23 protein-coding genes are annotated in these 21,924 nt (G+C 61.7%); 8 read left to right on the top strand and 15 right to left on the bottom strand.

Annotated features, from left to right (window positions below; translation table 11 throughout):
* Positions 1-172: 172 nt before the first annotated feature.
* Entirely contained in the window at positions 173-1,447 is a 1,275-nt protein-coding gene (locus tag QM716_RS26680; protein WP_283307213.1) for a DUF445 domain-containing protein, read from the top strand.
* Positions 1,448-1,455: 8 nt separating this feature from the next.
* The gene (locus QM716_RS26675) at positions 1,456-2,280 is read left to right on the top strand and encodes an Abi-alpha family protein (RefSeq protein ID WP_283307211.1); all 825 of its coding nucleotides are present in this window, start codon (positions 1,456-1,458) and stop codon (positions 2,278-2,280) included.
* A gap of 67 nt (positions 2,281-2,347) precedes the next feature.
* Here the strand turns inward: QM716_RS26675 and hsaB are convergent, their stop codons facing one another.
* Genes hsaB through hsaA form a run of 4 tightly spaced genes read right to left on the bottom strand, consistent with a single transcriptional unit; the run spans position 2,348 to position 5,895 of the window.
* Positions 2,348-2,932 (bottom strand): 3-hydroxy-9,10-secoandrosta-1,3,5(10)-triene-9,17-dione monooxygenase reductase subunit, encoded by a 585-nt coding sequence (gene hsaB, locus QM716_RS26670; RefSeq protein WP_283307210.1) that lies wholly within the window; start codon positions 2,930-2,932, stop codon positions 2,348-2,350.
* Complete coding sequence (gene hsaC, locus QM716_RS26665; protein WP_283307209.1) at positions 2,929-3,831, bottom strand: iron-dependent extradiol dioxygenase HsaC; 903 nt, start codon at positions 3,829-3,831, stop codon at positions 2,929-2,931. The genes hsaB and hsaC overlap by 4 nt, the downstream gene beginning before the upstream one ends.
* Complete coding sequence (hsaD, locus tag QM716_RS26660; RefSeq protein ID WP_283307208.1) at positions 3,831-4,709, bottom strand: 4,5:9,10-diseco-3-hydroxy-5,9,17-trioxoandrosta-1(10),2-diene-4-oate hydrolase; 879 nt, start codon at positions 4,707-4,709, stop codon at positions 3,831-3,833. Before hsaD ends, hsaC begins: the two co-directional genes overlap by 1 nt.
* 10 nt (positions 4,710-4,719) lie before the next feature.
* Entirely contained in the window at positions 4,720-5,895 is a 1,176-nt protein-coding gene (hsaA, locus tag QM716_RS26655) for a 3-hydroxy-9,10-secoandrosta-1,3,5(10)-triene-9,17-dione monooxygenase oxygenase subunit (RefSeq protein WP_269590724.1), read from the bottom strand.
* 195 nt (positions 5,896-6,090) lie between these two features.
* On the opposite strand from hsaA, the gene QM716_RS26650 reads away from it, so the two are divergent.
* Both QM716_RS26650 and QM716_RS26645 read left to right on the top strand, forming a co-directional pair.
* Complete coding sequence (locus QM716_RS26650) at positions 6,091-7,251, top strand: 3-ketosteroid-9-alpha-monooxygenase, oxygenase component (protein WP_283307206.1); 1,161 nt, start codon at positions 6,091-6,093, stop codon at positions 7,249-7,251.
* A gap of 2 nt (positions 7,252-7,253) precedes the next feature.
* Positions 7,254-7,625: a hypothetical protein gene (locus tag QM716_RS26645; RefSeq protein WP_007734099.1), complete on the top strand. Its 372-nt coding sequence runs from the start codon at positions 7,254-7,256 to the stop codon at positions 7,623-7,625.
* Between the two features lie 58 nt (positions 7,626-7,683).
* Here QM716_RS26645 and QM716_RS26640 read toward each other — a convergent pair whose 3' ends face one another.
* The 5 genes from QM716_RS26640 to QM716_RS26620 form a co-directional block, all read right to left on the bottom strand.
* Positions 7,684-8,301, bottom strand: coding sequence for a TetR/AcrR family transcriptional regulator (locus QM716_RS26640; RefSeq protein WP_283307204.1), 618 nt, complete (start codon positions 8,299-8,301; stop codon positions 7,684-7,686).
* 74 nt (positions 8,302-8,375) lie between these two features.
* Positions 8,376-9,632, bottom strand: a complete 1,257-nt coding sequence (locus tag QM716_RS26635) for an NAD(P)/FAD-dependent oxidoreductase (RefSeq protein WP_283307203.1) — start codon at positions 9,630-9,632, stop codon at positions 8,376-8,378.
* On the bottom strand, positions 9,632-9,823 hold the full coding sequence (locus QM716_RS26630) for a rubredoxin (protein WP_283307202.1): 192 nt from the start codon (positions 9,821-9,823) through the stop codon (positions 9,632-9,634). The genes QM716_RS26635 and QM716_RS26630 overlap by 1 nt, the downstream gene beginning before the upstream one ends.
* A gap of 30 nt (positions 9,824-9,853) precedes the next feature.
* The gene (locus QM716_RS26625) at positions 9,854-10,024 is read right to left on the bottom strand and encodes a rubredoxin (protein WP_283307201.1); all 171 of its coding nucleotides are present in this window, start codon (positions 10,022-10,024) and stop codon (positions 9,854-9,856) included.
* A complete protein-coding gene (locus tag QM716_RS26620; RefSeq protein WP_283307200.1) occupies positions 10,021-11,196 on the bottom strand; it encodes an alkane 1-monooxygenase in 1,176 nt (391 codons plus the stop codon). The genes QM716_RS26625 and QM716_RS26620 overlap by 4 nt, the downstream gene beginning before the upstream one ends.
* A 384-nt stretch (positions 11,197-11,580) precedes the next feature.
* On the opposite strand from QM716_RS26620, the gene QM716_RS26615 reads away from it, so the two are divergent.
* Both QM716_RS26615 and QM716_RS26610 read left to right on the top strand, forming a co-directional pair.
* Complete coding sequence (locus QM716_RS26615) at positions 11,581-11,871, top strand: HIT family protein (protein ID WP_283307199.1); 291 nt, start codon at positions 11,581-11,583, stop codon at positions 11,869-11,871.
* 140 nt (positions 11,872-12,011) lie between these two features.
* A complete protein-coding gene (locus tag QM716_RS26610; protein ID WP_283307276.1) occupies positions 12,012-13,619 on the top strand; it encodes an FAD-dependent monooxygenase in 1,608 nt (535 codons plus the stop codon).
* On the opposite strand, the gene QM716_RS26605 is transcribed toward QM716_RS26610, so the two are convergent.
* Genes QM716_RS26605 through QM716_RS26580 form a run of 6 tightly spaced genes read right to left on the bottom strand, consistent with a single transcriptional unit; the run spans position 13,606 to position 19,185 of the window.
* A complete protein-coding gene (locus QM716_RS26605; protein WP_283307198.1) occupies positions 13,606-14,094 on the bottom strand; it encodes a VOC family protein in 489 nt (162 codons plus the stop codon). The two genes, QM716_RS26610 and QM716_RS26605, sit on opposite strands and share 14 nt — an antisense overlap.
* On the bottom strand, positions 14,091-14,843 hold the full coding sequence (locus tag QM716_RS26600; RefSeq protein ID WP_283307197.1) for an SDR family NAD(P)-dependent oxidoreductase: 753 nt from the start codon (positions 14,841-14,843) through the stop codon (positions 14,091-14,093). Before QM716_RS26600 ends, QM716_RS26605 begins: the two co-directional genes overlap by 4 nt.
* Positions 14,844-14,846: 3 nt before the next feature.
* Complete coding sequence (gene dmpG, locus QM716_RS26595) at positions 14,847-15,890, bottom strand: 4-hydroxy-2-oxovalerate aldolase (RefSeq protein WP_283307196.1); 1,044 nt, start codon at positions 15,888-15,890, stop codon at positions 14,847-14,849.
* Positions 15,887-16,789, bottom strand: a complete 903-nt coding sequence (locus QM716_RS26590; RefSeq protein ID WP_007734082.1) for an acetaldehyde dehydrogenase (acetylating) — start codon at positions 16,787-16,789, stop codon at positions 15,887-15,889. The genes dmpG and QM716_RS26590 overlap by 4 nt, the downstream gene beginning before the upstream one ends.
* An 8-nt stretch (positions 16,790-16,797) precedes the next feature.
* Positions 16,798-17,583 (bottom strand): 2-keto-4-pentenoate hydratase, encoded by a 786-nt coding sequence (locus QM716_RS26585; protein WP_283307195.1) that lies wholly within the window; start codon positions 17,581-17,583, stop codon positions 16,798-16,800.
* Positions 17,584-17,586: 3 nt separating this feature from the next.
* On the bottom strand, positions 17,587-19,185 hold the full coding sequence (locus QM716_RS26580) for an FAD-binding protein (RefSeq protein ID WP_283307194.1): 1,599 nt from the start codon (positions 19,183-19,185) through the stop codon (positions 17,587-17,589).
* Positions 19,186-19,300: 115 nt separating this feature from the next.
* On the opposite strand from QM716_RS26580, the gene kstD reads away from it, so the two are divergent.
* A complete protein-coding gene (gene kstD / locus QM716_RS26575; protein WP_283307193.1) occupies positions 19,301-21,025 on the top strand; it encodes a 3-oxosteroid 1-dehydrogenase in 1,725 nt (574 codons plus the stop codon).
* Positions 21,015-21,872 (top strand): enoyl-CoA hydratase ChsH3, encoded by an 858-nt coding sequence (chsH3, locus tag QM716_RS26570; protein ID WP_283307192.1) that lies wholly within the window; start codon positions 21,015-21,017, stop codon positions 21,870-21,872. Before kstD ends, chsH3 begins: the two co-directional genes overlap by 11 nt.
* Positions 21,873-21,924: the final 52 nt, after the last annotated feature.

Here is a 21,924-nt window from a genome sequence, read left to right as displayed (position 1 = left end):
ATGTACGCGAGGTTACATCAACTTCCTACCCACCTACAGCCCGAATTGTCGGGCCTCTATGCTGACGCAACTGGGAAGGCGCAGCAGTAGCCAACGAGACACCCACGAAGAGCGAAGTTTCGGCAATCATGTCCGAACGTGAGGTTCTCGGATATGAGGAGGATGTGCGACGGTGCCGGACCACTTGCTCGAACAGTTGATCACCATTCCTTTGTTCACCGGAATCATCGGGTACATCACCAATTGGTCGGGCGTCCTGATGCTTTTTGCTCCGATCAACTTCCACGGGATCAAAGTGCCCGGCCTCAAACTGCTCTTCCCGTTCCTCCCTCGACGCGTCCAGGTGATCCCCGCGATCACGAGCGACGGCCGATTCGGTTGGCAAGGCATCGTCCCCTCTCGAGCGGAAAAGATGGCGTCGATCGCCGTCGACAAATCCCTCGCGAAAGTCGGCAGCATCGCCGACTTCTACCGCGTCCTGGACCCGGACAGCATTGCCGAGCACTTGGTGAACATCTCGCGCAGTGAAGTGCGCGGCGTGGTCACCAGAATCATGACGGCCGAGAATCCTCAGCTCTGGCACAACCTTCCGACCTCGGTGAAGGAAGCCGTCTTCCGCAAGGTGGAGGACGATCTGCCGGCCAGCGTGCGAATGATCACCGACCGCATCGAAGAGGACATCGACGAGTTCATCGACGCGAAGCTGATGGTGATCCGCTACCTCTCCTCGCATCCCAAACTGCTCAACGACATCTTCCGCACGATGGGCAACAAAGAGCTCCGGTTCATGCAGAACTTCGGCTTCTACTTCGGCTTCCCGATGGGCTTCGTGCTCGTCGGAATCCTCCACCTGGTTCCGCAGTGGTGGGTGCTTCCCATCGGTGGCGTGATCATCGGGTACATCGTCAACTACCTCGGCATCACGATGATCTTCGAGCCGATCACCCCCAGCCGTTGGGTGCCGTGGAGGCAGGGACTTTTCCTGAAACGACGCACCGAGATCATCGCCGGGTACGCAAAAACCCTGGCCGATCACGTCGTGACGCTCGAGAACATCGGCACTGAACTCCTCGAAGGTCCCCGTTCGGACCGGACGCGGCGGATGCTCGATCAGGTACTGCGCGAATCCGTCGACGAGGCGGCAGGCTGGGCTAAGTCGGTGGTCAAGATGACCGTCGGTTCGCAGAGTTACAAGCGTCTGCCCGGCCTGGCCACCACCGAAGTGCTCGACCTGTACCCCCGGGTCTTCGAGGACGCGGAGTTCGCCGAGAGCCAGTCGGAGAAGATTCGCGTCTTCGTCACCGAACGTATGAGCATCCTTTCACCGGAAGATTTCAGTGAACTACTACGCTCAGCCGTCAAACAGGACGAGTGGTTGTTGTTCGTACACGGGGCCGTGCTGGGCTCGTTTGCCGGTTTCCTGCACCTCGCAATATTCGGAGTATGAGTATGAGTATGAGTGAGCACGACCATCGCCTGATCGTCGAAGCGGAATCGTACGACTGGGCTGCGGACATCGCGCCGGTCGAATCCGTCGAAAAGCGTCTGATCCGTAGCCTTGTCGGGCTGACCGCCACGACGACGCTCACGTCGATCAAGCTGACGGGTTGGGCTTTCGGAACGGCGAAGGAAGCAACTCGCCAGATCGTTCAGGCCGCCGCGGAAGCCGCGGCAGAGGCTGCTGAATCCGCCAACGTGCAATCCGAACGTCGGGCGGAGAACTCCAACGGAGACGGCTCGCGGACGGAGAATCTGCGGGCGGCAATGGCAACTCGTACCAATCGCAAACAGAGCGTCGAGGCCACACTCGCGGCGCTGCGGGTACGCGGCGACAGGTTGCTGGACCGTTCCGCGGACGTGACCGATCGCGACGATCTGCACCCGGCCTACGACCGGATCCTCGACGAGATCGCACCGGACGAAGCTCGAATTCTTCGGCTGTTGGCCACCTCCGGTGCGCAACCGAGCGTCGATGTGCGCACGGCGCGGCCGTTCGGAGTCGGCTCGGAAATGATCGACGAGGGTCTGTCGATGATCGGAGAACTAGCGGGATGTCGTCATCTGGACCGCATCAGCGCCTACCTGAACAACCTGCATCGGCTCGGTTTGGTGGCGTTCTCACGCGAGCCCGTCGAGGCCGACCGGTACCAGGTGGTCGAGGTGCAGCCGTCGGTGATCGAGGCGGTCAAGCGTGCAGGACGATCCAACAGGATTGTGCGTCGTAGCATCCTGCTGACGCCGTTCGGTGACGACTTCTGTCATACGTGTTTTTCGCTGTAGGGCCTCCGGCCCCGTGAGTGGTTAAGGAGTCCGTGGGCTCCTTAACCACTCACAGGGGGCTTGCCCCCTAAAGCCAGGTATCTTCCGTCGTGGTCGTCAGGAACGCTTCCAGATCGTCACGCCAGGTAGCCGGGACGGTCTTGTCCGGCTCGATGCCCGTGTACTGCCCGCGGTAGAAGAGCAGCGGGCGTTCGGTCTTGATCTCACTCATCGACGACACCCGACCGAAGACCACGTAGTGATCGCCGCCGTCGTGGACGGTTTCCACCGTGCAGTCGATGTGTGCGAGCGACTTTTCGATGATCGGCGAACCCAACGGTGATGGCGTCCAATCGATACCGGCGAACTTGTCCGGCTCACGTGACCCGAAACGAGCACACACTGCCTGCTGTTCCTCCGCCAACACGTTGACGGCGAACTTCCCGGTCCGCTCGATTGCCGCCCACGACCGAGAACCCTTGGTGGGGCAGAACAACACCAAAGGCGGGTCGAGTGACAGCGCGGCGAAGGACTGGCACGCGAACCCGACTGGTTCACCGTCGTCGACTGTCGTGATGATGGTGATACCCGTGCAGAACTGCCCGAGAACCGTGCGGAACTGGCGTGGATCGATCGCCTGCTCCGCGCTCACCGACGCGTCGGGCGAACTCACGGCTTCATTCCCACCGTGAAGTCGTGACCCCACAGGCTCACGGCCGTGCTTTCCCTCGCGATCCAGTTTTCATCCTCGACCTCTAGCCCCTCACAACCGAATTCGATGTCGAACCCGCCCGGAGTCTTCATGTAGAACGAGAGCATCTCGTCGTTGACGTGTCGACCGAGAGTCGCCGACATCTTGACCTTCTTGCGCAATGCCCGGTCGAGGCACAATCCGACGTCGTCGGAGTTCTCCACCTCGAGCATCAAGTGCACGATGCCCGTCGGATTGGGCAACGGCAGGAACGCCAAGCTGTGGTGACGCGGATTGCATCCGAGGAACCTCAGCCACGCCGGGTCGCCGTCCGCGGGCCGGCCGACCATCTGCGGAGGCAGACGCATAGAGTCGCGAAGCTTGAATCCGAGTACGTCGCGATAGAACCGCAGCGACGCGTCGTCGTCATCAGTGGTGAGCACAACGTGACCGAGGCCCTGCTCCCCCGTCACGAACCTGTGCCCGTACGGGCTCACGATCCGGCGGTGTTCGAGAGCAGCTCCGTGGAACACCTCGAGGGAGTTACCCGAGGTGTCCTCGAACGCGATCATCTCGACGACGCGACGGTCCTTGAGCTGCTCCGCCGTGCCTTCCTTGAACGGAACACCGGCTGCCGACAACCTGTCACGGATATCCTGCAGCTCAGCCGCATTCGCGGTTTCCCAACCCGAGACGAGCAGATGGTCGGTGTCGTTCGGAACGATGACAAGACGCGCCGGGAAGTCGTCCATACGCAGATACAGCGAATCAGCGTCGACGCCCTTGCCCTCGATCATTCCGAGGATCTTGAGTCCGTACTCGCGCCACGCAGCCATGTCGGTGGCCCCGATGCGCATGTACGCCAGAGATCGAATACCCATCATTTACCTCCGTCGAGCAGGAAGTCGGTTGCGAGCCGGTTGAATTCGTCGAACTTCTCGAGCTGCGCCCAGTGACCGCAACCGCCAAAGACGTGGAGTTGCGCGCGCGGGATCATCTTGAGCGCAACCAGTGCGCCGTCGAGGGGGTTGACCCGATCCTCACGGCCCCAGATCAGCAACACACGCTGACGAAGCTTGTACGCCTCGCGCCAGAGCATGCCGAGCTCGAAGTCACCGCTGGAGAAGGACTTACCCATCGCCTTGGCCGCGGCCAGCGACTCGGGAGTACTGGCCGCAGCAAAACGTTCGTCGACGAGTTCCGGCGTGATCAGCTTCTGATCGAAGACCATGATCCGCAGGAACGCTTCGAGGTTTTCACGTGTTGGCTGGTAGCTGAACTTCCCGAGATTCTTGACGCCCTCGGTGGGGTCCGGCGCAAACAGGTTGACACTCAGACCGCCGGGGCCCATCAGAACGAGGCGACCGGCGCGATCCGGGTAGTCGAGAGCAAAGCGAACAGCGGCACCTCCACCGAGCGAATTACCCAGCAGATCAACGCGACCGATGATCTCGAGCGTGTCCAGGAGATCATTGAGCGCCGACGCACTGTGCACGAAATACTGCGGATGGTCTGTCGGCTTGTCGGACTGCCCGTAGCCGGGCTGATCGACCGCGATGACGTGAAAGTTCTTCGCCAACACCGGAATGTTGCGGGCAAAGTTCGACCACGACGACGCACCTGGGCCACCGCCGTGCAGCAGCACGATGGTTTTGTCGTTGCCGACGCCTGCCTCGTGGAAATGCACTTTCAGATCGGGGCGCACTTGCGCGAACCGCGAAGTGGACTCGTAGGTGAGGGCTTCTTCGGTGGTTGTCACTGAGCCTCCTCTAGACCATCGTGTCGGTGATCGGCAGACCGAATTCGCCGGTTCCGAACATGACATATGCGCGTTCGGGATCGTTCGCGGCGTGGACGCGACCAGCGTGAGCATCGCGCCAGAAACGCTGAATCGGCGTGCCGTTCTGCAGCGCCGTGGCACCGGAGTTCTCGAAGAGCTTGTCGATCGAGGCGATCGCGCGGCCCGTGGCGCGAACCTGGTCACGTCGAGCGCGCAGACGCAGTTCCATCGGAACCTCTTCGCCCGCAAGGATCAACGCGTATTCGTCGGCAACGTTGCCGGAGAGCTGACGCCACGCGGCGTCGATATCGCTGGACGCTTCGGCGATGCGCACCTTGGCAAACGGGTCGTCCTTCGACTTCTCGCCGGCGAACGCAGCGCGAACACGCTTGCCCTGGTGCTCGACGTGCGCTTCGTAAGCGCCGTAAGCCATTCCGACGATCGGGGCGGAGATCGTGGTGGGGTGAATGGTCCCCCACGGCATCTTGTAGACCGGTGCCGTGTTCTTCTCGAGACCCGGGGCGGTCAGTTCGCTCATCGCCCGGAAGCTCAGCACGCGATGCGTAGGAACAAAAACATCCTTGACCACAACGGTATTGGAGCCGGTTCCACGCAGACCGACCACATTCCACACGTCGTCGATCTGGTAGTCCTCGCGAGGAATCAGGTAGCTCACGAAGTCGACTGCGCGGCCGTCCTTGAATACCGGACCACCGAGAACGGCCCAGCTGGCATGGTCACAACCCGAGGACCAAGCCCACGCACCGTTGACCTTGTATCCACCCTCGACTACTTCACCCATACCCATCGGAGCGTAGGAGGACGAGATACGAACGTCAGTGTCGTTGCCCCACACGTCTTCCTGCGCCTGCTGAGAAAAGAGGGCGAGGTGCCAGTTGTGTACCCCGATGATCGACGAGACCCACCCTGTCGAACCGCACGCGCTGGCGATCTTCTTCACCGCGGAGTAGAACAGCACCGGATCGGCTTCGTATCCGCCCCACTGCTTCGGCTGCAGCAAGCGGAAGAAGCCTGTTTCCTGAAGAGCCTTGATGGACTCGTCGGGGATACGACGCAGATCCTCGGTCTCCTGTGCGCGCTCGCGCAGTGCCGGCAGTAGTGCGTCGAGCCTCTGCATCACCTCGTGGCTGTCATGGTTACCCACTTCGACGCTCCCGTCTTCCTCGATCGGTTGGTTCACTTACACTTGAGACTAGAACACGTTCTCTTTTCTGTCGAGACACTGACAAAGGTCCCGTTTGTGGCCGCAATGCTGTAACAAGTGCCCCCAAAATCTGGCGGAACCCGATCAAGTTCTATAACGTGTTCTACTAACAGCTAGAAGGGATGTGAGGTCACAATGGCGCAGATTCGCGAGATCGACGTCGGAACGGTGCAAACTCGTTTCGCCCGCGGTTGGCACTGCCTGGGTCTACTGAAGACCTTCAAGGACGGCAAACCGCACGCGATCGAGGCTTTCGGTACGAAGCTCGTGGTGTTCGCCGACAGCAAGGGCGACATCAAAGTTCTCGACGGATACTGCCGTCACATGGGCGGTGACCTCACACAAGGCGAGGTCAAGGGCGATTCCATCGCCTGCCCCTTCCACGACTGGCGCTGGGGCGGCAACGGCAAGTGCACCGGCATTCCTTATGCCCGCCGTGTGCCCCCGCTCGCACGCACCCGTGCGTGGACGACCCTCGAGCAGAACGGTCAGCTCTTCGTCTGGAACGACCCCGAGGGCAACCCACCGCCCGAGGAGATCGTGATTCCTCGTATCGAGGGCGCGTACAGCGACGAATGGACCGACTGGACTTGGAACTCCATGGTCATCGAGGGTTCCAACTGCCGCGAGATCATCGACAACGTGGTCGACATGGCGCACTTCTACTACATCCACTACGCCTTCCCGACGTACTTCAAGAACGTCTTCGAAGGTGAGGTCGCCACTCAGTACCTCAACACCACGGGCCGTCCCGACATCGGAATGGCCTCCCAGTACGGCGGCGACACGCTGCTTCGCTCCGAAGCTGCGTATTACGGACCGTCGTACATGGTCAATCCTCTGTGGAACAGCTACAGCGGATACGAGGTCGAGAGTGTTCTCATCAATTGCCACTACCCGATCAGCCCGGATTCGTTCGTGCTGCAGTGGGGCGTGACGGTGAAGAAACCGACGGGTGTCTCCGACGAGATGGCCGACAAGCTGGCCGGCAAGTTCACCGAGGGCATCAGCGAGGGCTTCCTGCAGGACGTCGCGATCTGGAAGAACAAGACAAAGATCGAGAATCCCCTCCTCTGCGAAGAAGACGGCCCCGTTTACCAGCTGCGACGCTGGTACGAGCAGTTCTACGTGGACAAGGCCGACGTCACCGAGAAGATGACGCAGCGCTTCGAGTTCGAGGTGGACACCACCAAGGCAAACGAAGCCTGGCACGCCGAGGTCGAAGAAAACCTCGCACGCCAGAAGGCCGAGAAGGACGCTGCAGCAGAAGCGGCAAAGAAGGAAGCAGAGGTCTAGTCGTGAGCGCCTCGATCGGAACCGACGCACGGTGGGCTCGTTGGGCCAAGGCACCGGACTTTGCCGGGCAGACGGAACGGCTCGAGGCGATCGCGGCCCAGACGATCGAGGACAAGCACGAATACCTCGACTCGGGTCTGCAGGAAGTCGACTGCAAGGCGTGCGGTGCGTGCGTACTGGTTCGCAAGAACACGTACAAACACACCAGCGTGCAGTGGACTTCCGACCCGGCGCTGCGTTGCCACACCTTCAAAGAGGCAATTGCTTCCGGTCAGTCGACGGCATTGAAGGACGGATGCCCGAAGCTGCACGACAGCATCGCCGACGCAGTCAGGGACGGCACCATCACGGTGCGTGATCCCGAAGTCAGCTGACTGAAAGCGAGGGCCGCCCCACCACGGGTCGGCCCTCGTTTTCCCTCCGGGATCCGTTTCAGGGTGCACCCGAGCCGATGACCTGATCGAGGAACGGCCCGAACATCTCCCCCAGGTTCTCGGCGATCTGATCGGGAGTACCGAAGGACAACGTCACGTGGCTGATCGCCAGACGCACTATCGTGCTGCCGAACATCTCGGCATGGATGCGGTCGACGTTCGCCCAACTGGTCATGAAGATCTCGGCCAACCTTGCGCTCGCATGTTCGAGCAGCGGAGTTCCGTCGGTGGTGACCAGGCTCAGCAGGTCATGTTGCGGACGAGGACCGACAATACTGACCACCATCGGATCCCGGGCACCGGCGTCGAAGAATGCACGGAAGGCCGCTGAGACCGCGCCTCGGGGATCCGAATGATGCAGCGTTACTTCGCGTTCCACTTCCTCGAGGAACTCGTCGACGAACCGGATGAGGTATCCGGAAGCCAACCCCTGGCGGGACGTGAACTCCTTGTACAACGTCTGCCGGCTCATACCCGCCGCTTCCGCAATATGAGCCATAGTGATGTCGCTCCACGACTTCTCCGTCAAAAGTTCGCGTGTGGCATCGAGCGCTGATGCGCGGAGGAGTTGACGAGCTGCCTCGTGGTAAGGGACACGAGCACGGACGGTGGACATATCGGGAAGATTTCCATCGCCCATCCCCGGTGTCAAAACGGAGGACACGCAAGCTACAGAAGTCACGAGCCCACTCAGCGCACAGGTGCGGCGAGAAGGCCCGCCGCAAGTTCGGTCAGATCACTGCTTGTATCGGCGAGTACGTCGGTGCTGAGATCCGCGGAGCGCTCGATCAGGGTTCGGACGGCCCGAACATCTTTCGGCCGTCCCACACTCACCGCGCCGACGATCCTCCCCTCGCGCGTGCAGACCGCAGTAAAGTCGTAGGAGTCCAAGTCTCCGCGGACAATCACGGTGTCGTCGGCACCTGGCCAACCTGCTACCTGGATGTTGCGGCCGAATTGGTTCGACCAACTCCACGGGACGGATTCGAAAGGTTCCGCCTTCCCCACAATGGTCTTGGCAACTGCGACGGCGTGGTCCTGCGCGGTGTTCCAGTGCTCGCCGCGGTGCATGCCGCCGAGAAACCCGTTGGGCACGTTGGCCACATCACCGATCGCGTACACGTCGTCGACGGATGTCTTGAGGTATCGGTCGACCGAGATTCCGTTGTCCACCGCAATACCCGCCGCCGCAGCCACATCGGCATCGGGCAAGGATCCGATTGCGACGACGGCCAAGTCCGCTGTCCACTCGCGTCCGTCGCGCGCACGTGCGGTGACACCGTCGACTCTCGTCGTGAGCGTCTCGAGGTCAACTCCCGTCTGCAAGTCGACGCCTGCCGAGTTGTGCAGCGCGGCGATCCTCTCCGCTATCGACGGTGGAAGTAGCCGGGACAGCGGCAGCGGTTGCGCTTCGAGAACCTGCACACTGCAACCCAAGTCGCGTGCGGTCGATGCCACCTCGGATCCGATCAAGCCACCACCGACCACCAGTAGCGAGGCTCCTTCGACCAGTTGGGATTGCAAGCGTCGCATATCCGCAAGATCGCGCAGATAGTGAACGCGCTCGGAGTCTTCGGCGGCCAACCGTCGTGACCGTCCACCCGTGGCAAGAATCAGAACGTCGAAGTCGACGTTGTCACCGTCGGCTGAATGTACTGTGCGGGAACCTGTGTCGATCGCGGCAACAGTCGCGCCGATCCGCAGTTCGATACCCTGCTCGGCCCAGAACGTCGACGGCCGCAACCGAACCCGATCAATCGACGCTTTCCCGGACAGCAGTTCCTTCGACAGTGCCGGGCGGCGGTACGGCTCCTCCGGTTCGCTGCCGATCAGGATGATCCTGCCGCCGAACCCTTCCTTGCGTAGGGCCTGCGCCGCACCGGAACCGGCGATGCCCGTGCCCACGATCACCACGGTCCGAGTGTCGGGCTCGCTGACCGCCGGCATCAGCGGTTCACCTCGACCATCTCGAAATCGACTTTGGCAGCGCCACAATCAGGGCAGGACCAGTCCGCGGGGATTTCGTCCCAGCGAGTGCCGGGCTCGATACCGTCGTCGGGCCAGCCGATCGCTTCGTCGTATTCGAACCCGCACTGGAGGCAACGGAACAATTTGTAAGTAGTGGCAGTCTCGGACATCGGATTTCCTTTCGCCGGTGGGTATTTCGATCAGGATTGCGTAACGAGGGCGAAGTCGACCTTCTCGCGAACACCACAGTCGGGGCAGCACCAGTCGTCCGGGATACTCGACCAGGGCGTGCCGGGTGGAAAGCCCTCTCGCGCAGCACCTGCCGATTCGGTGTACGTGTAATCGCAGATCGGGCAGATGTAGGCATTCATGGGTTCACCCCGTAAGCCGCGAGGATCTTGGCCCGTTTCTTCGGCGCGATGTTGACCTGGGTGATGTCACCTCGGTAGTGCTCGAGAACGCGGTGGTCCATCACCTTGCGCCACAGGGGCGGAACTGTGGCGAGCATGATCATGCTGGCGTAGCCGCTCGGGAGCTGAGGGGCCTCTTCCATACTGCGAAGCGCCTGGTAGCGACGTGTCGGATTCGCATGATGATCGCTGTGCCGCTGCAAGTGATAGAGGAAGACGTTGGTGCAGATGCGATCACTGTTCCAGCTGTGCGCCGGTGTGCACCGCTCGTACCGGCCGCTTGCAGTCTTCTGCCGCAGGAGTCCGTAGTGCTCGAGATAGTTGATCGCTTCGAGCAGCGAGAACCCGATGAACGCCTGGATCACGAGGTACGGCGCGATGCCGATCCCGAACACTGCAAGCGCGACACCGAACAGAACAACCGACATGAGCCAGGCGTTGAGAACGTCGTTCTTGATGCTCCAGTGCGTGGTGCCCAAACGCTCGAAGCGGGCCTTCTCGAGATGCCACGCCGACTTCAATCCCCCGCCGACGCTGCGCGGCCAGAAACCGTAGAGGGTCTCACCGAAGCGCGAGGTCGCCGGATCTTCCGGAGTAGAGACTCGCACGTGGTGGCCACGGTTGTGCTCGAGGTAGAAGTGGCCGTAAGCGCTCTGCGCGAGAACGATTTTGGACAACCAGCGCTCGACGCTCTCCTTCTTGTGCCCGAGTTCGTGGGCGGTGTTGATGCCGATTCCGGCCGTCACGCCGATCGTCACGGCCAGCCCGATATTGGAGAGGACGCTCAAATCCCAACGTGCCCAGATGTAGCAGGCCAGGAAGAAGGCCGTGTATTGCAACGGCAAGTAGGCGTAGGTGCACCACCGGTAGAAGCGGTCGTTCTCGAGTTCGTCGATCACCTCGTCGGGCGGATTCTTCCCGTCCTCACCCGCCAGAATGTCGATGACGGGAATGAGGGCAAAAGCAATCAGTGGGCCGGTCCACCAGAAAATATTCCATCCGGTGACGGCAACAAGCCCCACCGCGATGAAAGTTGCCGACGACGGAATCAGCGCCAAGAGCCACAAGTAACGCTTCCGATCTCTCCAAGTTGCGAGCCGACCATCTGGCTCGGTGTACACCAACGCCGCCATCGAATTCTCCAGTTCTCGTTCGGATCAGTGAGTGCGTCCTGCGCGGTAATCCGCGACACGAACAACATTCATGTATAGAGAGTGGACAAATTATGGTGTTTTGTCAACGATTTTGAGGGTAAAAGTTTTACAAACACGCTAATTTGTACATTTGAAGGAACTATCCAGTCGGGGCTGATCGCAAATCTTCCACCACGGCGCCACACTCAGTACACAAGTGGAGTGGGGACGTCAACGTGCGCGATATGCGCCAAGCACCGAGGAACAGGCCCGCTCGTCAGCCCCCGAATATTCGAGGACGACTTCGTTGTTGTCTCCCATCGACCTCCTCCACCACACGGCCGTTCGGTTCCTGGATATGTGTTCGTCGAGACCCGTCGACACGTGTCCGGGTTGCCCTCCCTACCCGAACCTGAAGCACTCGCCATCGCGCACGCGGTCTGGTGCGTCTCACGTGCCCTCGACTCTGAATTGACTCCAGAATTCGTGTTCTCCGCGATAGCCGGGCGAAGCGTTCCCCACTTTCATCAGCACGTTTTCGTCAGGCCCTTCGGCGCTCCGAGCTCACTGAGTTGGAACGACGTCGATTCGTGGGACGAGACGCCACGCGTCGACGAGGCCGAGCTCACGCTTCTGTGCAGGAGAATCGCGCTCGGCTTCGAAGCCGAGCAATAGCGCAAAACAGCCGGTGCGCGTACGGACGGTCCAGCGCATGGCGCAATCTCTCGATGTTCGATTTGCTCGAATTTCCCCAAAACGAAAGTTCGCTTACCCATACTGAAATGACCGACTGTCCCCGACGTGAGTGGGTCCTCATGGATACCGACGTATTGGTAGCGGGCGCCGGCCCGATCGGATTGACCACCGCGATCGAGCTGCGCAGACGCGGTATCTCATGTCGAATAATCGACCCCCTCGACGAACCGCGGCAATACGCGAAGGCCGTCGGGATTCAGCCACGCACTCTCGAACTCTTCGAGAACATGGGGGTGCTCCGCCAGGCACTCGACGCTTCGACATTGATGCGCGGTCAGATCATGTACACGAACGGCGTCGAGGTCGGCCGCGTCGACCTCACCCTCCCCGAGGACGTTCCTTACTGGTTCCTCTGCCTGCCCCAGTACTCGACCGAGCGCATCCTCACCGAGCGCCTCGCCGAGTTGGGAACAACCGTCGAACGCGGAGTCGGCCTCACCGCATTCGAACAATCCGACAACGCCGTCACCTGCACACTCAGCGACGGCAGCACCGCCTCTGCCCGATACCTGGTGGGCTCCGACGGCGCTCACAGCGTGGTCCGCAAAGGGCTCGGCCTGAGCTTCGAGGGCGGCGCATTTGCCGAAAGCTACATGCTCGGTGACGTCGAAGTCGACTGGTCGATCCCCAGCGGCTACGCCGTGCGCGTCAACCACACCAGCGACGACGGAACCACCGACGACCTACTCGTGTGCATCCCGCTTCCCGGACACAAGCGGTACCGCATGTCGATGCTCGTTCCGGATGAGCTGATGCCGGACGAATCTTCGAATAAAGCCGCTGTACAACATGGCTTTTCAACCGGAAAGACACCTGAACTCCATCACGTCCAAGCTGTACTCGACAGACTCTCCCCAGAACCGACAACCGCCTCGATGCTGCGATGGTCCTCGGTATTTCGCATCAGCCACCGCATCGTCGACGCTTACAGCCGCGGACGGGTTTTTGTCGCCGGCGACGCCGCGCATATCCATCCCCCGACTGGTGCTCAGGGTATGAACACCGGGATCCAGGACGCCCACAACCTCGCGTGGAAGATAGCGCTCGCAGTCAAAGGTGTTGCGAGCGCAGATCTTCTCGAGAGCTACGACGCCGAAAGACGGCCGGTTGGTGAAGAGGTCGTCGGGATGACCGTCCGAAATGCTCGAGAAGGAATCGGTTCGGGAGAGTCCTCGATCGACACGGCAATGCGGCGCCAGGCTCAATTGTTGATCGACTACTCGGAGAGTCCGCTGAACAGCGGGCGTGATTCTTCGAGTCCGCACGTCCAACCGGGCGAGCGTGCACCTGATGCGCGTGGCCTGCGCCGAGACGGCGTTCAGTATCCAATTCGGTTGTTCGACTTACTGTCCGGAGTCGACCACACGTTGGTGCTGACTTCAGACGGATCCGCGGAGAGCATCAACAGCCTGGAGAAGGTCGCCGACGCGGCAATTCGATCAGCGCACGGCTTGTTGGACGTCTACGCGATAGTGCCACCGGGGACTGTGCCCGTCGATTCGCTGGTGCCGATCATCGAGGACAACGACTCGCAACTGTGCGCTGCGTATGGAGTCGAAGGTACGGCGGCGCTGGCCATCCGCCCCGACGGCTACCTCGGATTCCGCGGGCACCCGGAGAACGTTTCCGACTACTTCTCGAAAGTGTTTGCCGTCAATCGGGAATGAGCGAGTTGAACATCAAGCGGATCTCGGGTGAAAGCTTCATCAACTCGACATATCCACCCAACGGCCCGGCGTCGAGATAAGAAAATTCCATGCCGGCACCCACTACCCGACCCTGTTGCACCACCGGCATTCCGCGACGCTCGGCCTCGACCAGCGTCGCCTCGTAATTGTCCGGAACCCAGGCCAGGTGATGAACTCCGACGCCGTGGGTCTCCAGGAATTCCGTGTACAGGTTACGTCCGGACACGGGTTGGATCAGCTCGAGTTGTTGGCCGCCGGCATATCCGATCGAGACGTGAACGACGTAGTCGGCGGGCTCACCTCGATACGTTGTGGTCTCGGGACCAAAGGCGATGTCTGGCATACGCAGCCACCGGCTTACTCCCCACTGCCGAGTGAACTCCTGTTCGGCAGCCTCGATGTCCTCGACCACCCAGCAGATCTGGAAGATCGGTCCCGAGACCAACGGGGTCATGCCATTTTTCCGTTGTCGACCGAGTAGACGGCTCCGTGTATCGCGGAGGCGTCGTCGGAGGCTACGAAAGCCACCATCTTTGCAACGTCCTCGGCTTCCATCAAGCCACGGGGCGACGCAACCTTCATGACGAGATCGAAGTCGACTCCGTCGGGGAACGTGAATCCGGTGACTTGAGGAGTCATCATGCCGCCGGGGCAGATTGCGTTGACACGCAGAGACTTTCCGGTGAACTCCATTGCCATCGCCCGGGTCAGTCCGATGAGTCCGTGCTTGGCAGCGCAGTATCCAGCCGAGTACGCCTGCCCTTCCAGTCCCGCAATCGAGGAGACGTTGACGATGTTGCCTCCTCGTTCCAGCAAGTGCGGCAGCGCTGCTCGGGAAAGGAAGAACGGTCCGTTCAGATTGACCGCCAGATCATGTGCCCATTCGGAATCCGCAATGTCTGCCGTATGGCGCAGCGAGTGCGATCCCGCCACGTTGACGAGGATGTCGATACCGCCGAGTGCGTCGACGCACGCCTGGACGGCCGCATCACACTGAGCAGAATCCGAGACGTCCGTCGCAGCGAAGCGACGCTCACCGTCCGTGCCGACCACCTCGACCATCGACTGCTGCAGCTTTTCCTCGTCACGGGCGATACCGAAAACTTGTGCGCCCCTGCGATGGAGGATCTCGGTCACGGCGCGCCCCAAACCTGAGGACGCGCCGGTCACCAAGGCCACTTTTCCGGCCAGAACGTCTGCCATGGCCTAGGACGCCGCTGCTTCGCGCTGCAGTTCCAGCGCGATGTCGATCAACTGATCTTCCTGTCCGCCGACCAACTTGCGCTTACCTGCGCGCACCAACAGTTCCGCAGACGACACTCCGTACCGCTCGGCCTGACGCTCCGCATGCTTGAGGAAGCTCGAGTACACGCCGGCGTAGCCCATCATCAGGGCCTGACGATCGAGCAGGCACTCCTGCGGCATCGCTGGGCGCACAACATCTTCGGCAGCATCGGCGATCGCGAAGAAGTCGATTCCGGTCTTGACGCCGATCTTGTCGCAGACGCCGACAAACGCCTCGACCGGTGCGTTGCCGGCACCGGCACCGAAACGGCGGGTGCTGCCGTCGATCTGCTTGGCGCCCGCACGCACTGCCGCAATGGAATTGGCGACGCCGAGGCCCAGGTTCTCGTGTCCGTGGAAGCCGACCTGAGCGTCGCTGCCGAGTTCCTGAACCAGTGCCTCGACGCGATCGGATACCTGCTCGAGCACAAGTGCGCCGGCCGAGTCGACCACGTACACACACTGGCAACCCGCGTCGGCCATGATGCGAGCCTGCTTGGCCAGCTTCTCCGGCGGGATGGAGTGAGCCATCATGAGGAATCCCACTGTTTCGAGCCCGCGCTCACGGGCGAGGCCGAAGTGCTGAATGGATACGTCGGCCTCGGTGCAGTGAGTTGCGATGCGGCAGATGGACGCACCGTTGTCCTGCGCGATGACGATGTCATCCTTGACGCCCAGTCCGGGCAGCATCAGGAAGGCGATCTTCGCGTTTGTCGCGGTCTCGACAGCAGCTTTGATCAGTTCCTGCTCGGGAGTCTTCGAGAAACCGTAGTTGAAGGAGGATCCGCCGAGCCCGTCGCCGTGAGTGACCTCGATGACCGGCACTCCGGCTCCGTCGAGAGCACCGACGATGGCTCGTACTTCTTCGACGGTGAACTGATGACGCTTGTGGTGGGAGCCGTCGCGCAGCGATGTGTCGGTGACGCGGATGTCCCAGCTCGAATCGAAATGAATCATGTCGCTCATGCCTTCACACTCAGAAGCTTCTGGGCGATTTCCTCGCCCACCTTGGTGGCTGCTGCCGTCATGATGTCGAGGTTGCCCGCGTACGGCGGCAGAAAATCGCCTGCGCCTTCGACCTCGACGAACGTCGTGACCGTGGCATATCCACCGGACACGACGCTCGGCTCGTCGAACTGCGGTTCGTTGAGCAACCGGTAGCCCGGCACGTACTGCTGGATGTCCTTGACGACGCGGTGGATGGAGTCGGTGATCGCGGCCTGATCGGCGTCTTCAGGTATGGCACAGAAGATTGTGTCGCGCATGATCATCGGCGGGTCTGCGGGGTTGAGGATGATGATCGCCTTGCCGCGCTGGGCGCCGCCGATCGTCTCGATACCGCGACTGGTGGTCTTGGTGAACTCGTCGATGTTCGCGCGGGTTCCCGGACCGGCGGACAACGATGCAACGGAGGCGACGATCTCGGCGTACGCCACGTCGACGACACGCGACACCGCGTAGACGATCGGAATGGTTGCCTGCCCACCGCAAGTGATCATGTTGACGTTGGGTGCGTCGAGGTGCTCACGCAGGTTCGCGGGCGGAACCACAGCCGGGCCGACCGCGGCCGGAGTCAGGTCGACGGCACGGATACCAGCGGCCTCGTAGCGTGGTGCTGCCTCGCGATGCACGTATGCCGACGTCGCCTCGAAGACCAGATCCGGTTTCTCCGCCTGGTTCAGCAACCAGTCGACGCCCTCGGCGGAGGTCTCGAGTCCCATCTTGCGAGCGCGAGCCAATCCTTCACTCTCGGGATCGATTCCGATCATCCATCGCGGCTCCAGCCACTCGGAACGCTGCAATTTGTACAACAGATCGGTACTGATGTTGCCCGATCCGACGATCGCCACACTTGCCTTGGTCATGACTACTCCTACGTGAACTGAAGAGAGACGGAGCCGAGGCCGCTGAACTCGGCTCGGAAGTTGTCGCCTGGATGAGCGTCGATCGCTCGCGTGCACGAACCCGGCAGCACGATGTCGCCGGCCTTGAGCCGAACTCCGAAGGTGTCGACCTTCTGCGCCAACCACGCAACCGCGGTGACCGGGTTCCCGAGAACCGCATCGCTGCGCCCCTCCGCAATCCGCTCGCCGTTGCAGGTCAGGACCGCGTCGATCGCCTTGATGTCGATGTCCGACGGGCGAACTCGTTCCTTGCCGAGGATGAATCCGGCGGAGGACGCGTTGTCCGCGATGGTGTCCGAGAGCCCGATCTTCCAATCCTTGATCCGGCTGTCGATCAACTCGATGGACGGCGCGTAGGCGACAGTGGCATCGATGACGTCCTGTTCGGTGCACCCGGCGCCCGGCAGATCTGCTCCCAGAATGAAGGCGACCTCCACCTCGACGCGTGGGAAGCAGAAGCGCGACGTGTCGACCGGACGGTTCTCGAACTCTTCCATCTCGGCGAGCAGGTGACCGTAATCGGGCTCGTCGACGCCCATCATCTGCTGCATCGCCAGTGACGAGAGTCCGACCTTGTGTCCGACCACCTTTGCGCCACCGGCAACACGACGCCGGATGTTGATGAGCTGGATCTCGTAGGCATCGACGACGTCTATTTCCGGATACGCTCCGATCAGCGGGCTGATCGGAGCGCGGTCCCGTTCCGCCGAGTCGAGATGGTCGGCAAGTTCGCCGCGGATCTGCGTCGAGAGCATCGTTCAGGCCTTTCCGACTGTGGAGAATGCGGCTGCATGCTGGCCGGCGCGGCGGCCGGAGAACACGCAGTCTGCGAGCGACAAGCCGCTCACATACGAGTTGGAACAGATACCGACAGCGGTACGGCCTGCGGCATACAGGCCAGGGATACCCTCCCCCGCCTCGTTGTTCACCAAGCCGGTCGATTCGTCGACCACCAATCCACCGAGCGTGAGCATGGGGCACGGATTCATCATGTTGGGTTTGATCGAGACGTCGTACATCGTGAACGGCGCGCTCAGTATCGGCCTGACGAAGTCCGACGGCTTGCCCATCGGATCAGGTTGCCCGGCAGCGGCAGCCGAGTTGTGCGCGTCGACGGTGGCTTGAAGGCCGGCCACGTCTATCCCCGCTTTGCGGGCGACCTCGGCAATCGTGTTGCCACGCACTGCGGTACGCATCATGCCGGTAGTCTGTACCCGCTGGAACCACATCGACTGGTCGCTGATCTGGGACTTCGCCTCGCGAACAAGCTCGGAATCTGCCAGCAGCCAACCGATTCCGCGGCTCTTCTCTGCCATCGCCTGACCGAGCGCCGCACCGTAACGGGACTCGTCGACCATCCGCTCTCCGGATTCACCCACCAGAACCGAACCGAGAAAAGCGCTGGGCGGAACGATGAACCGCCAGGCGGAAACATTGCCGAGTTTGTCGGTGGCTCCCCCGGCCTCGATACCGAGGTTGATGCCTTTGCCGTCGTCACCGGAGGTGCCGAGCGGGATACCGCCCTTGTATGCGGGAGCGTGGGTGCGCATCATCTCGCGATTGGACACGAAGCCGCCGGCGCTGAGGATCACGCCGCCCCGTGCTTGGATGCGAATCCGTTTGGCATGTTGCTTCTCGATCTTCGCGATGAGTGCGTCGAGAATCGTGCGCAACTGCGGCGCGTAGACGCCGGGCTTGGAGGACAACGATCCGAGCGTCGCGTGACGACGACGAACTCCGGCAGGTGCGTCACGAAGCGTCAGTACTTCGACGCCGATCACCCGGCCGTCCTCGATGATCAGCCGGTCCGCTCGCGTCTGGCCCAGCAACTTGACACCCTTTGCCTCCGCAGACTTGGCGAGCGGGCCGTAGAGCATCTTCCCCGACGTGCCGCGCCCCTTGGCGCGATGACCGCGAGGAGCAGGCTTCGCGATGTCACGGAAACCACCGGCCGATTCGCTACCCGAGAAGTAGAGGTAGTGCTTGTTGCTCGGGTACGACGTCTTGTACGGACACAGTGAAGCCTCGAACGGCACTCCGTGACTGCGCAGCCAGTCGATCGACGCCGGACTCTCGTCGACGAACCGGCGCAGGGTCTGCGGTGTCACCGCGTCACCGACCTCGCGGTTCAGGTAGGCGAGCATGGCTTCGGGGCTGTCCTCGACACCGGCTTCCTTTTGAATCACGGTGCCGCCGCCGGCGTAGTAGATTCCTCCGGAAATTGTGCTGGCACCACCACCGAGCGCTCGGTCGATTGCCAAAACCGACGAACCGGCCGCTACCGCTTCGAGCGCCGCACTGGCGCCCGCCACACCGAACCCGACCACAACGACGTCAACCGAAGTATCCCAGGTCACACCGCACCATCCTCAATCTCACTGCAACGTGTTTCGTTATCAACGACAACGTCCGGAAATACTTCCTGGCAGAAAGCATGGACTGACACCCCCATCATTCTATAACGTGTTCTACATGAGCAAGCAGGAATACGACATCGTCGTCGTCGGCAGTGGTGCCGCAGGTATGACAGCGGCCTTGACCGCAGCCCACCAGGGCTTGAGTGTGGTCATCGTGGAGAAAGCCGCCCACTACGGCGGATCGACCGCCCGTTCCGGTGGTGGGGTGTGGATCCCCAACAACGAGGCACTTCAGGCGGACGGTGTCACCGATACACCAGAGGCTGCACGTTCCTACCTACACAGCATCATCGGCGACGTCGTCGCTCCCGAACGCATCGACACCTACCTCGAGCGCGGTCCCGAGATGCTCTCGTTCGTGCTGAAGAACAGCCCGCTCGAACTGCAGTGGGTCCCCGGCTACTCCGATTACTACCCGGAGGCTCCCGGCGGACGCCTCGGTGGCCGCAGTGTCGAGCCCACCCCGTTCGACGGCAACAAGTTGGGCGCCGATCGCAAGAACCTCGAGCCTGACTACGTCAAGGCCCCCAAGAACTTCGTCATCACCCAGGCCGATTACAAGTGGCTCAACCTGCTGATGCGCAATCCGCGCGGACCGCTGCGCGCCATGAAAGTCGGCATGCGATTCCTCGCCGCGAAGGCCACCAAGAAGGATCTGTTGGTTCGCGGCCAGGCACTGGTCGCCGGCATTCGACTCGGACTTCAGTCCGCCGGAGTGCCCATCCTGCTGAACACCCCGCTGACCTCCCTGTACACCGAAGACGGCGCGGTTCGCGGCGTCAACGTCCTCATCGACGGCGAGGAGCAGGTCATCCGCGCTCGCCACGGAGTTGTGTTGGGATCGGGCGGATTCGAGCACAACAAGGAAATGCGTGAGAAGTACCAGCGCGGGCCCATCGGCACCGAATGGACCGTCGGCGCCAAGGCGAACACCGGCGACGGCATCCGCGCGGGCCAAGAGGTCGGCGCTGCAGTCGATTTCATGGACGACGCCTGGTGGGGCCCGTCCATTCCGCTGACCGGCGGACCGTGGTTCGCTCTCTCCGAGCGCACGCTCCCCGGCTGCATGATGGTCAACATGTCGGGCAAGCGTTTCGGCAACGAGGCGGCTCCGTACGTCGAGGCAACCCATGCGATGTACGGCGGCGAGTACGGCCAGGGCGAAGGCCCCGGCGAGAACATCCCGACCTGGATGATCCTCGATCAGCGTTACCGCAACCGCTACACGTTCGCCGGTATCACTCCGCGCTCCCCCTTCCCCGGTCGCTGGCTCAAGGCCGGCATCGTGGTCAAGGCGGGAACCGTTGCCGAATTGGCCGAGAAGACAGGGCTTCCCGTCGCATCGCTGACCGAAACCGTGGAGCGGTTCAACGGCTTCGCGCGCAACGGCAAGGACGAGGACTTCGGCCGCGGCGACAGTGGATACGACGCGTATTACGGCGATCCCCGACTGAAGAACCCCAGCCTCGCCGAAATCAGCAAGGCTCCGTTCTACGCCATCAAGATGGTTCCGGGCGACCTCGGCACCAAGGGCGGTATCTGCACCGACGTCAACGGCCGAGCACTACGCGAAGACGGAAGCGTCATCGACGGTCTCTACGCCGCGGGCAACGCGAGCGCTCCGGTCATGGGCCACACCTACGCTGGTCCAGGCGCGACCATCGGTCCCGCAATGACTTTCGGCTACCTGGCCGTGCTCGACATCGTCGAGCGTGCGAAGAAGGCCGAGACCACCAAGGCAACTACGGCTGAAAAGACGGCGGTCGACCATGCCAATTGATCCGCAAATCGCACTCGGCGCCGAGCTTGCCCCACAAGAGTTCTCGTGGACACCGTCGGACGTGCAGCACTACCACTTGGCGCTAGGTGCAGGATCGCGTCCGCTCGATCCGAACGAGCTGCGATACCTCGACGACGAAAAGCCTCAGGTTCTACCCACCTTCGCAACCGTCGCCGCCAACTTCCACGCCACCGAAGCACCGAAGGTGTCGTTCCCCGGTGTCGAAATCGATCTGGCGAAGGTGGTGCACGGAAGCCAGGAAGTTACTGTCCATCAGCCCATCCCGGCGAGCGGTAGTGGACGCACCACTACGCGGATCGCCGAGATCTGGGACAAGGGCAAGGCCGCGGTGATCGTGCAGGAATCGGTCACGGTCGATACCGACGGCAACCCCCTCTGGACTGCCCGCTCGTCGATTTTCGCCCGCGGAGAGGGTGGTTTCGGGGGTGAACGTGGTCCGTCGGAGTCGATTTCGCTTCCGGATCGGGAACCAGATGCGACAATGGTGACACCTGTGCTTCCACAGCAGGCTTTGCTGTACCGGATGTGCGGTGATCGGAATCCGTTGCACTCGGATCCGCAATTCGCCTCCGCTGCAGGCTTTCCAGCGCCTATCCTGCATGGACTGTGTACTTACGGAATGGTCTGCAAGACCGCAGTGGATACCATGCTCGACGGCGACAGCAGTCGGGCAGCCGGATTTCGGGCCCGCTTTGCCGGGGTCGTGTTTCCCGGCGAGAACTTGAGTATCCAGATCTGGAAAGACAATGGGCGACTCCTGATCTCAGCTTCTGTACTGGAGCGTGAAGCTCCTGCTCTAGCTGACGTAGTACTCACTCTTGTCTGATACCCACCTGTTAGAACTCACCGTAGTTCTCGAACCCGATGGAGTAGCCCGA

This window comes from Rhodococcus sp. IEGM 1409, from assembly GCF_030056735.1.
Classification (GTDB): Bacteria; Actinomycetota; Actinomycetes; order Mycobacteriales; family Mycobacteriaceae; genus Rhodococcus_F.
The sequence above is the reverse complement of the archived record's forward strand: the minus strand, read 5'-3'. Positions and strand labels throughout refer to the sequence as shown.

Excerpts from the sequence above, each read along its gene's own strand:
- dmpG (WP_283307196.1), bottom strand. The coding sequence starts at position 15,890 with ATGAGCGACATGATTCATTTCGATTCGAGCTGGGACATCCGCGTCACC.
- QM716_RS26620 (WP_283307200.1), bottom strand. The coding sequence starts at position 11,196 with ATGGCGGCGTTGGTGTACACCGAGCCAGATGGTCGGCTCGCAACTTGG.
- QM716_RS26635 (WP_283307203.1), bottom strand. The coding sequence starts at position 9,632 with ATGCCGGCGGTCAGCGAGCCCGACACTCGGACCGTGGTGATCGTGGGC.
- QM716_RS26650 (WP_283307206.1), top strand. The coding sequence starts at position 6,091 with ATGGCGCAGATTCGCGAGATCGACGTCGGAACGGTGCAAACTCGTTTC.
- QM716_RS26600 (WP_283307197.1), bottom strand. The coding sequence starts at position 14,843 with ATGGCAGACGTTCTGGCCGGAAAAGTGGCCTTGGTGACCGGCGCGTCC.
- QM716_RS26585 (WP_283307195.1), bottom strand. The coding sequence starts at position 17,583 with ATGCTCTCGACGCAGATCCGCGGCGAACTTGCCGACCATCTCGACTCG.
- QM716_RS26675 (WP_283307211.1), top strand. The coding sequence starts at position 1,456 with ATGAGTGAGCACGACCATCGCCTGATCGTCGAAGCGGAATCGTACGAC.
- QM716_RS26640 (WP_283307204.1), bottom strand. The coding sequence starts at position 8,301 with ATGTCCACCGTCCGTGCTCGTGTCCCTTACCACGAGGCAGCTCGTCAA.
- QM716_RS26630 (WP_283307202.1), bottom strand. The coding sequence starts at position 9,823 with ATGTCCGAGACTGCCACTACTTACAAATTGTTCCGTTGCCTCCAGTGC.
- QM716_RS26590 (WP_007734082.1), bottom strand. The coding sequence starts at position 16,789 with ATGACCAAGGCAAGTGTGGCGATCGTCGGATCGGGCAACATCAGTACC.
- QM716_RS26610 (WP_283307276.1), top strand. The coding sequence starts at position 12,012 with ATGGATACCGACGTATTGGTAGCGGGCGCCGGCCCGATCGGATTGACC.
- kstD (WP_283307193.1), top strand. The coding sequence starts at position 19,301 with ATGAGCAAGCAGGAATACGACATCGTCGTCGTCGGCAGTGGTGCCGCA.
- QM716_RS26605 (WP_283307198.1), bottom strand. The coding sequence starts at position 14,094 with ATGACCCCGTTGGTCTCGGGACCGATCTTCCAGATCTGCTGGGTGGTC.
- hsaC (WP_283307209.1), bottom strand. The coding sequence starts at position 3,831 with ATGGGTATTCGATCTCTGGCGTACATGCGCATCGGGGCCACCGACATG.
- QM716_RS26625 (WP_283307201.1), bottom strand. The coding sequence starts at position 10,024 with ATGAATGCCTACATCTGCCCGATCTGCGATTACACGTACACCGAATCG.
- chsH3 (WP_283307192.1), top strand. The coding sequence starts at position 21,015 with ATGCCAATTGATCCGCAAATCGCACTCGGCGCCGAGCTTGCCCCACAA.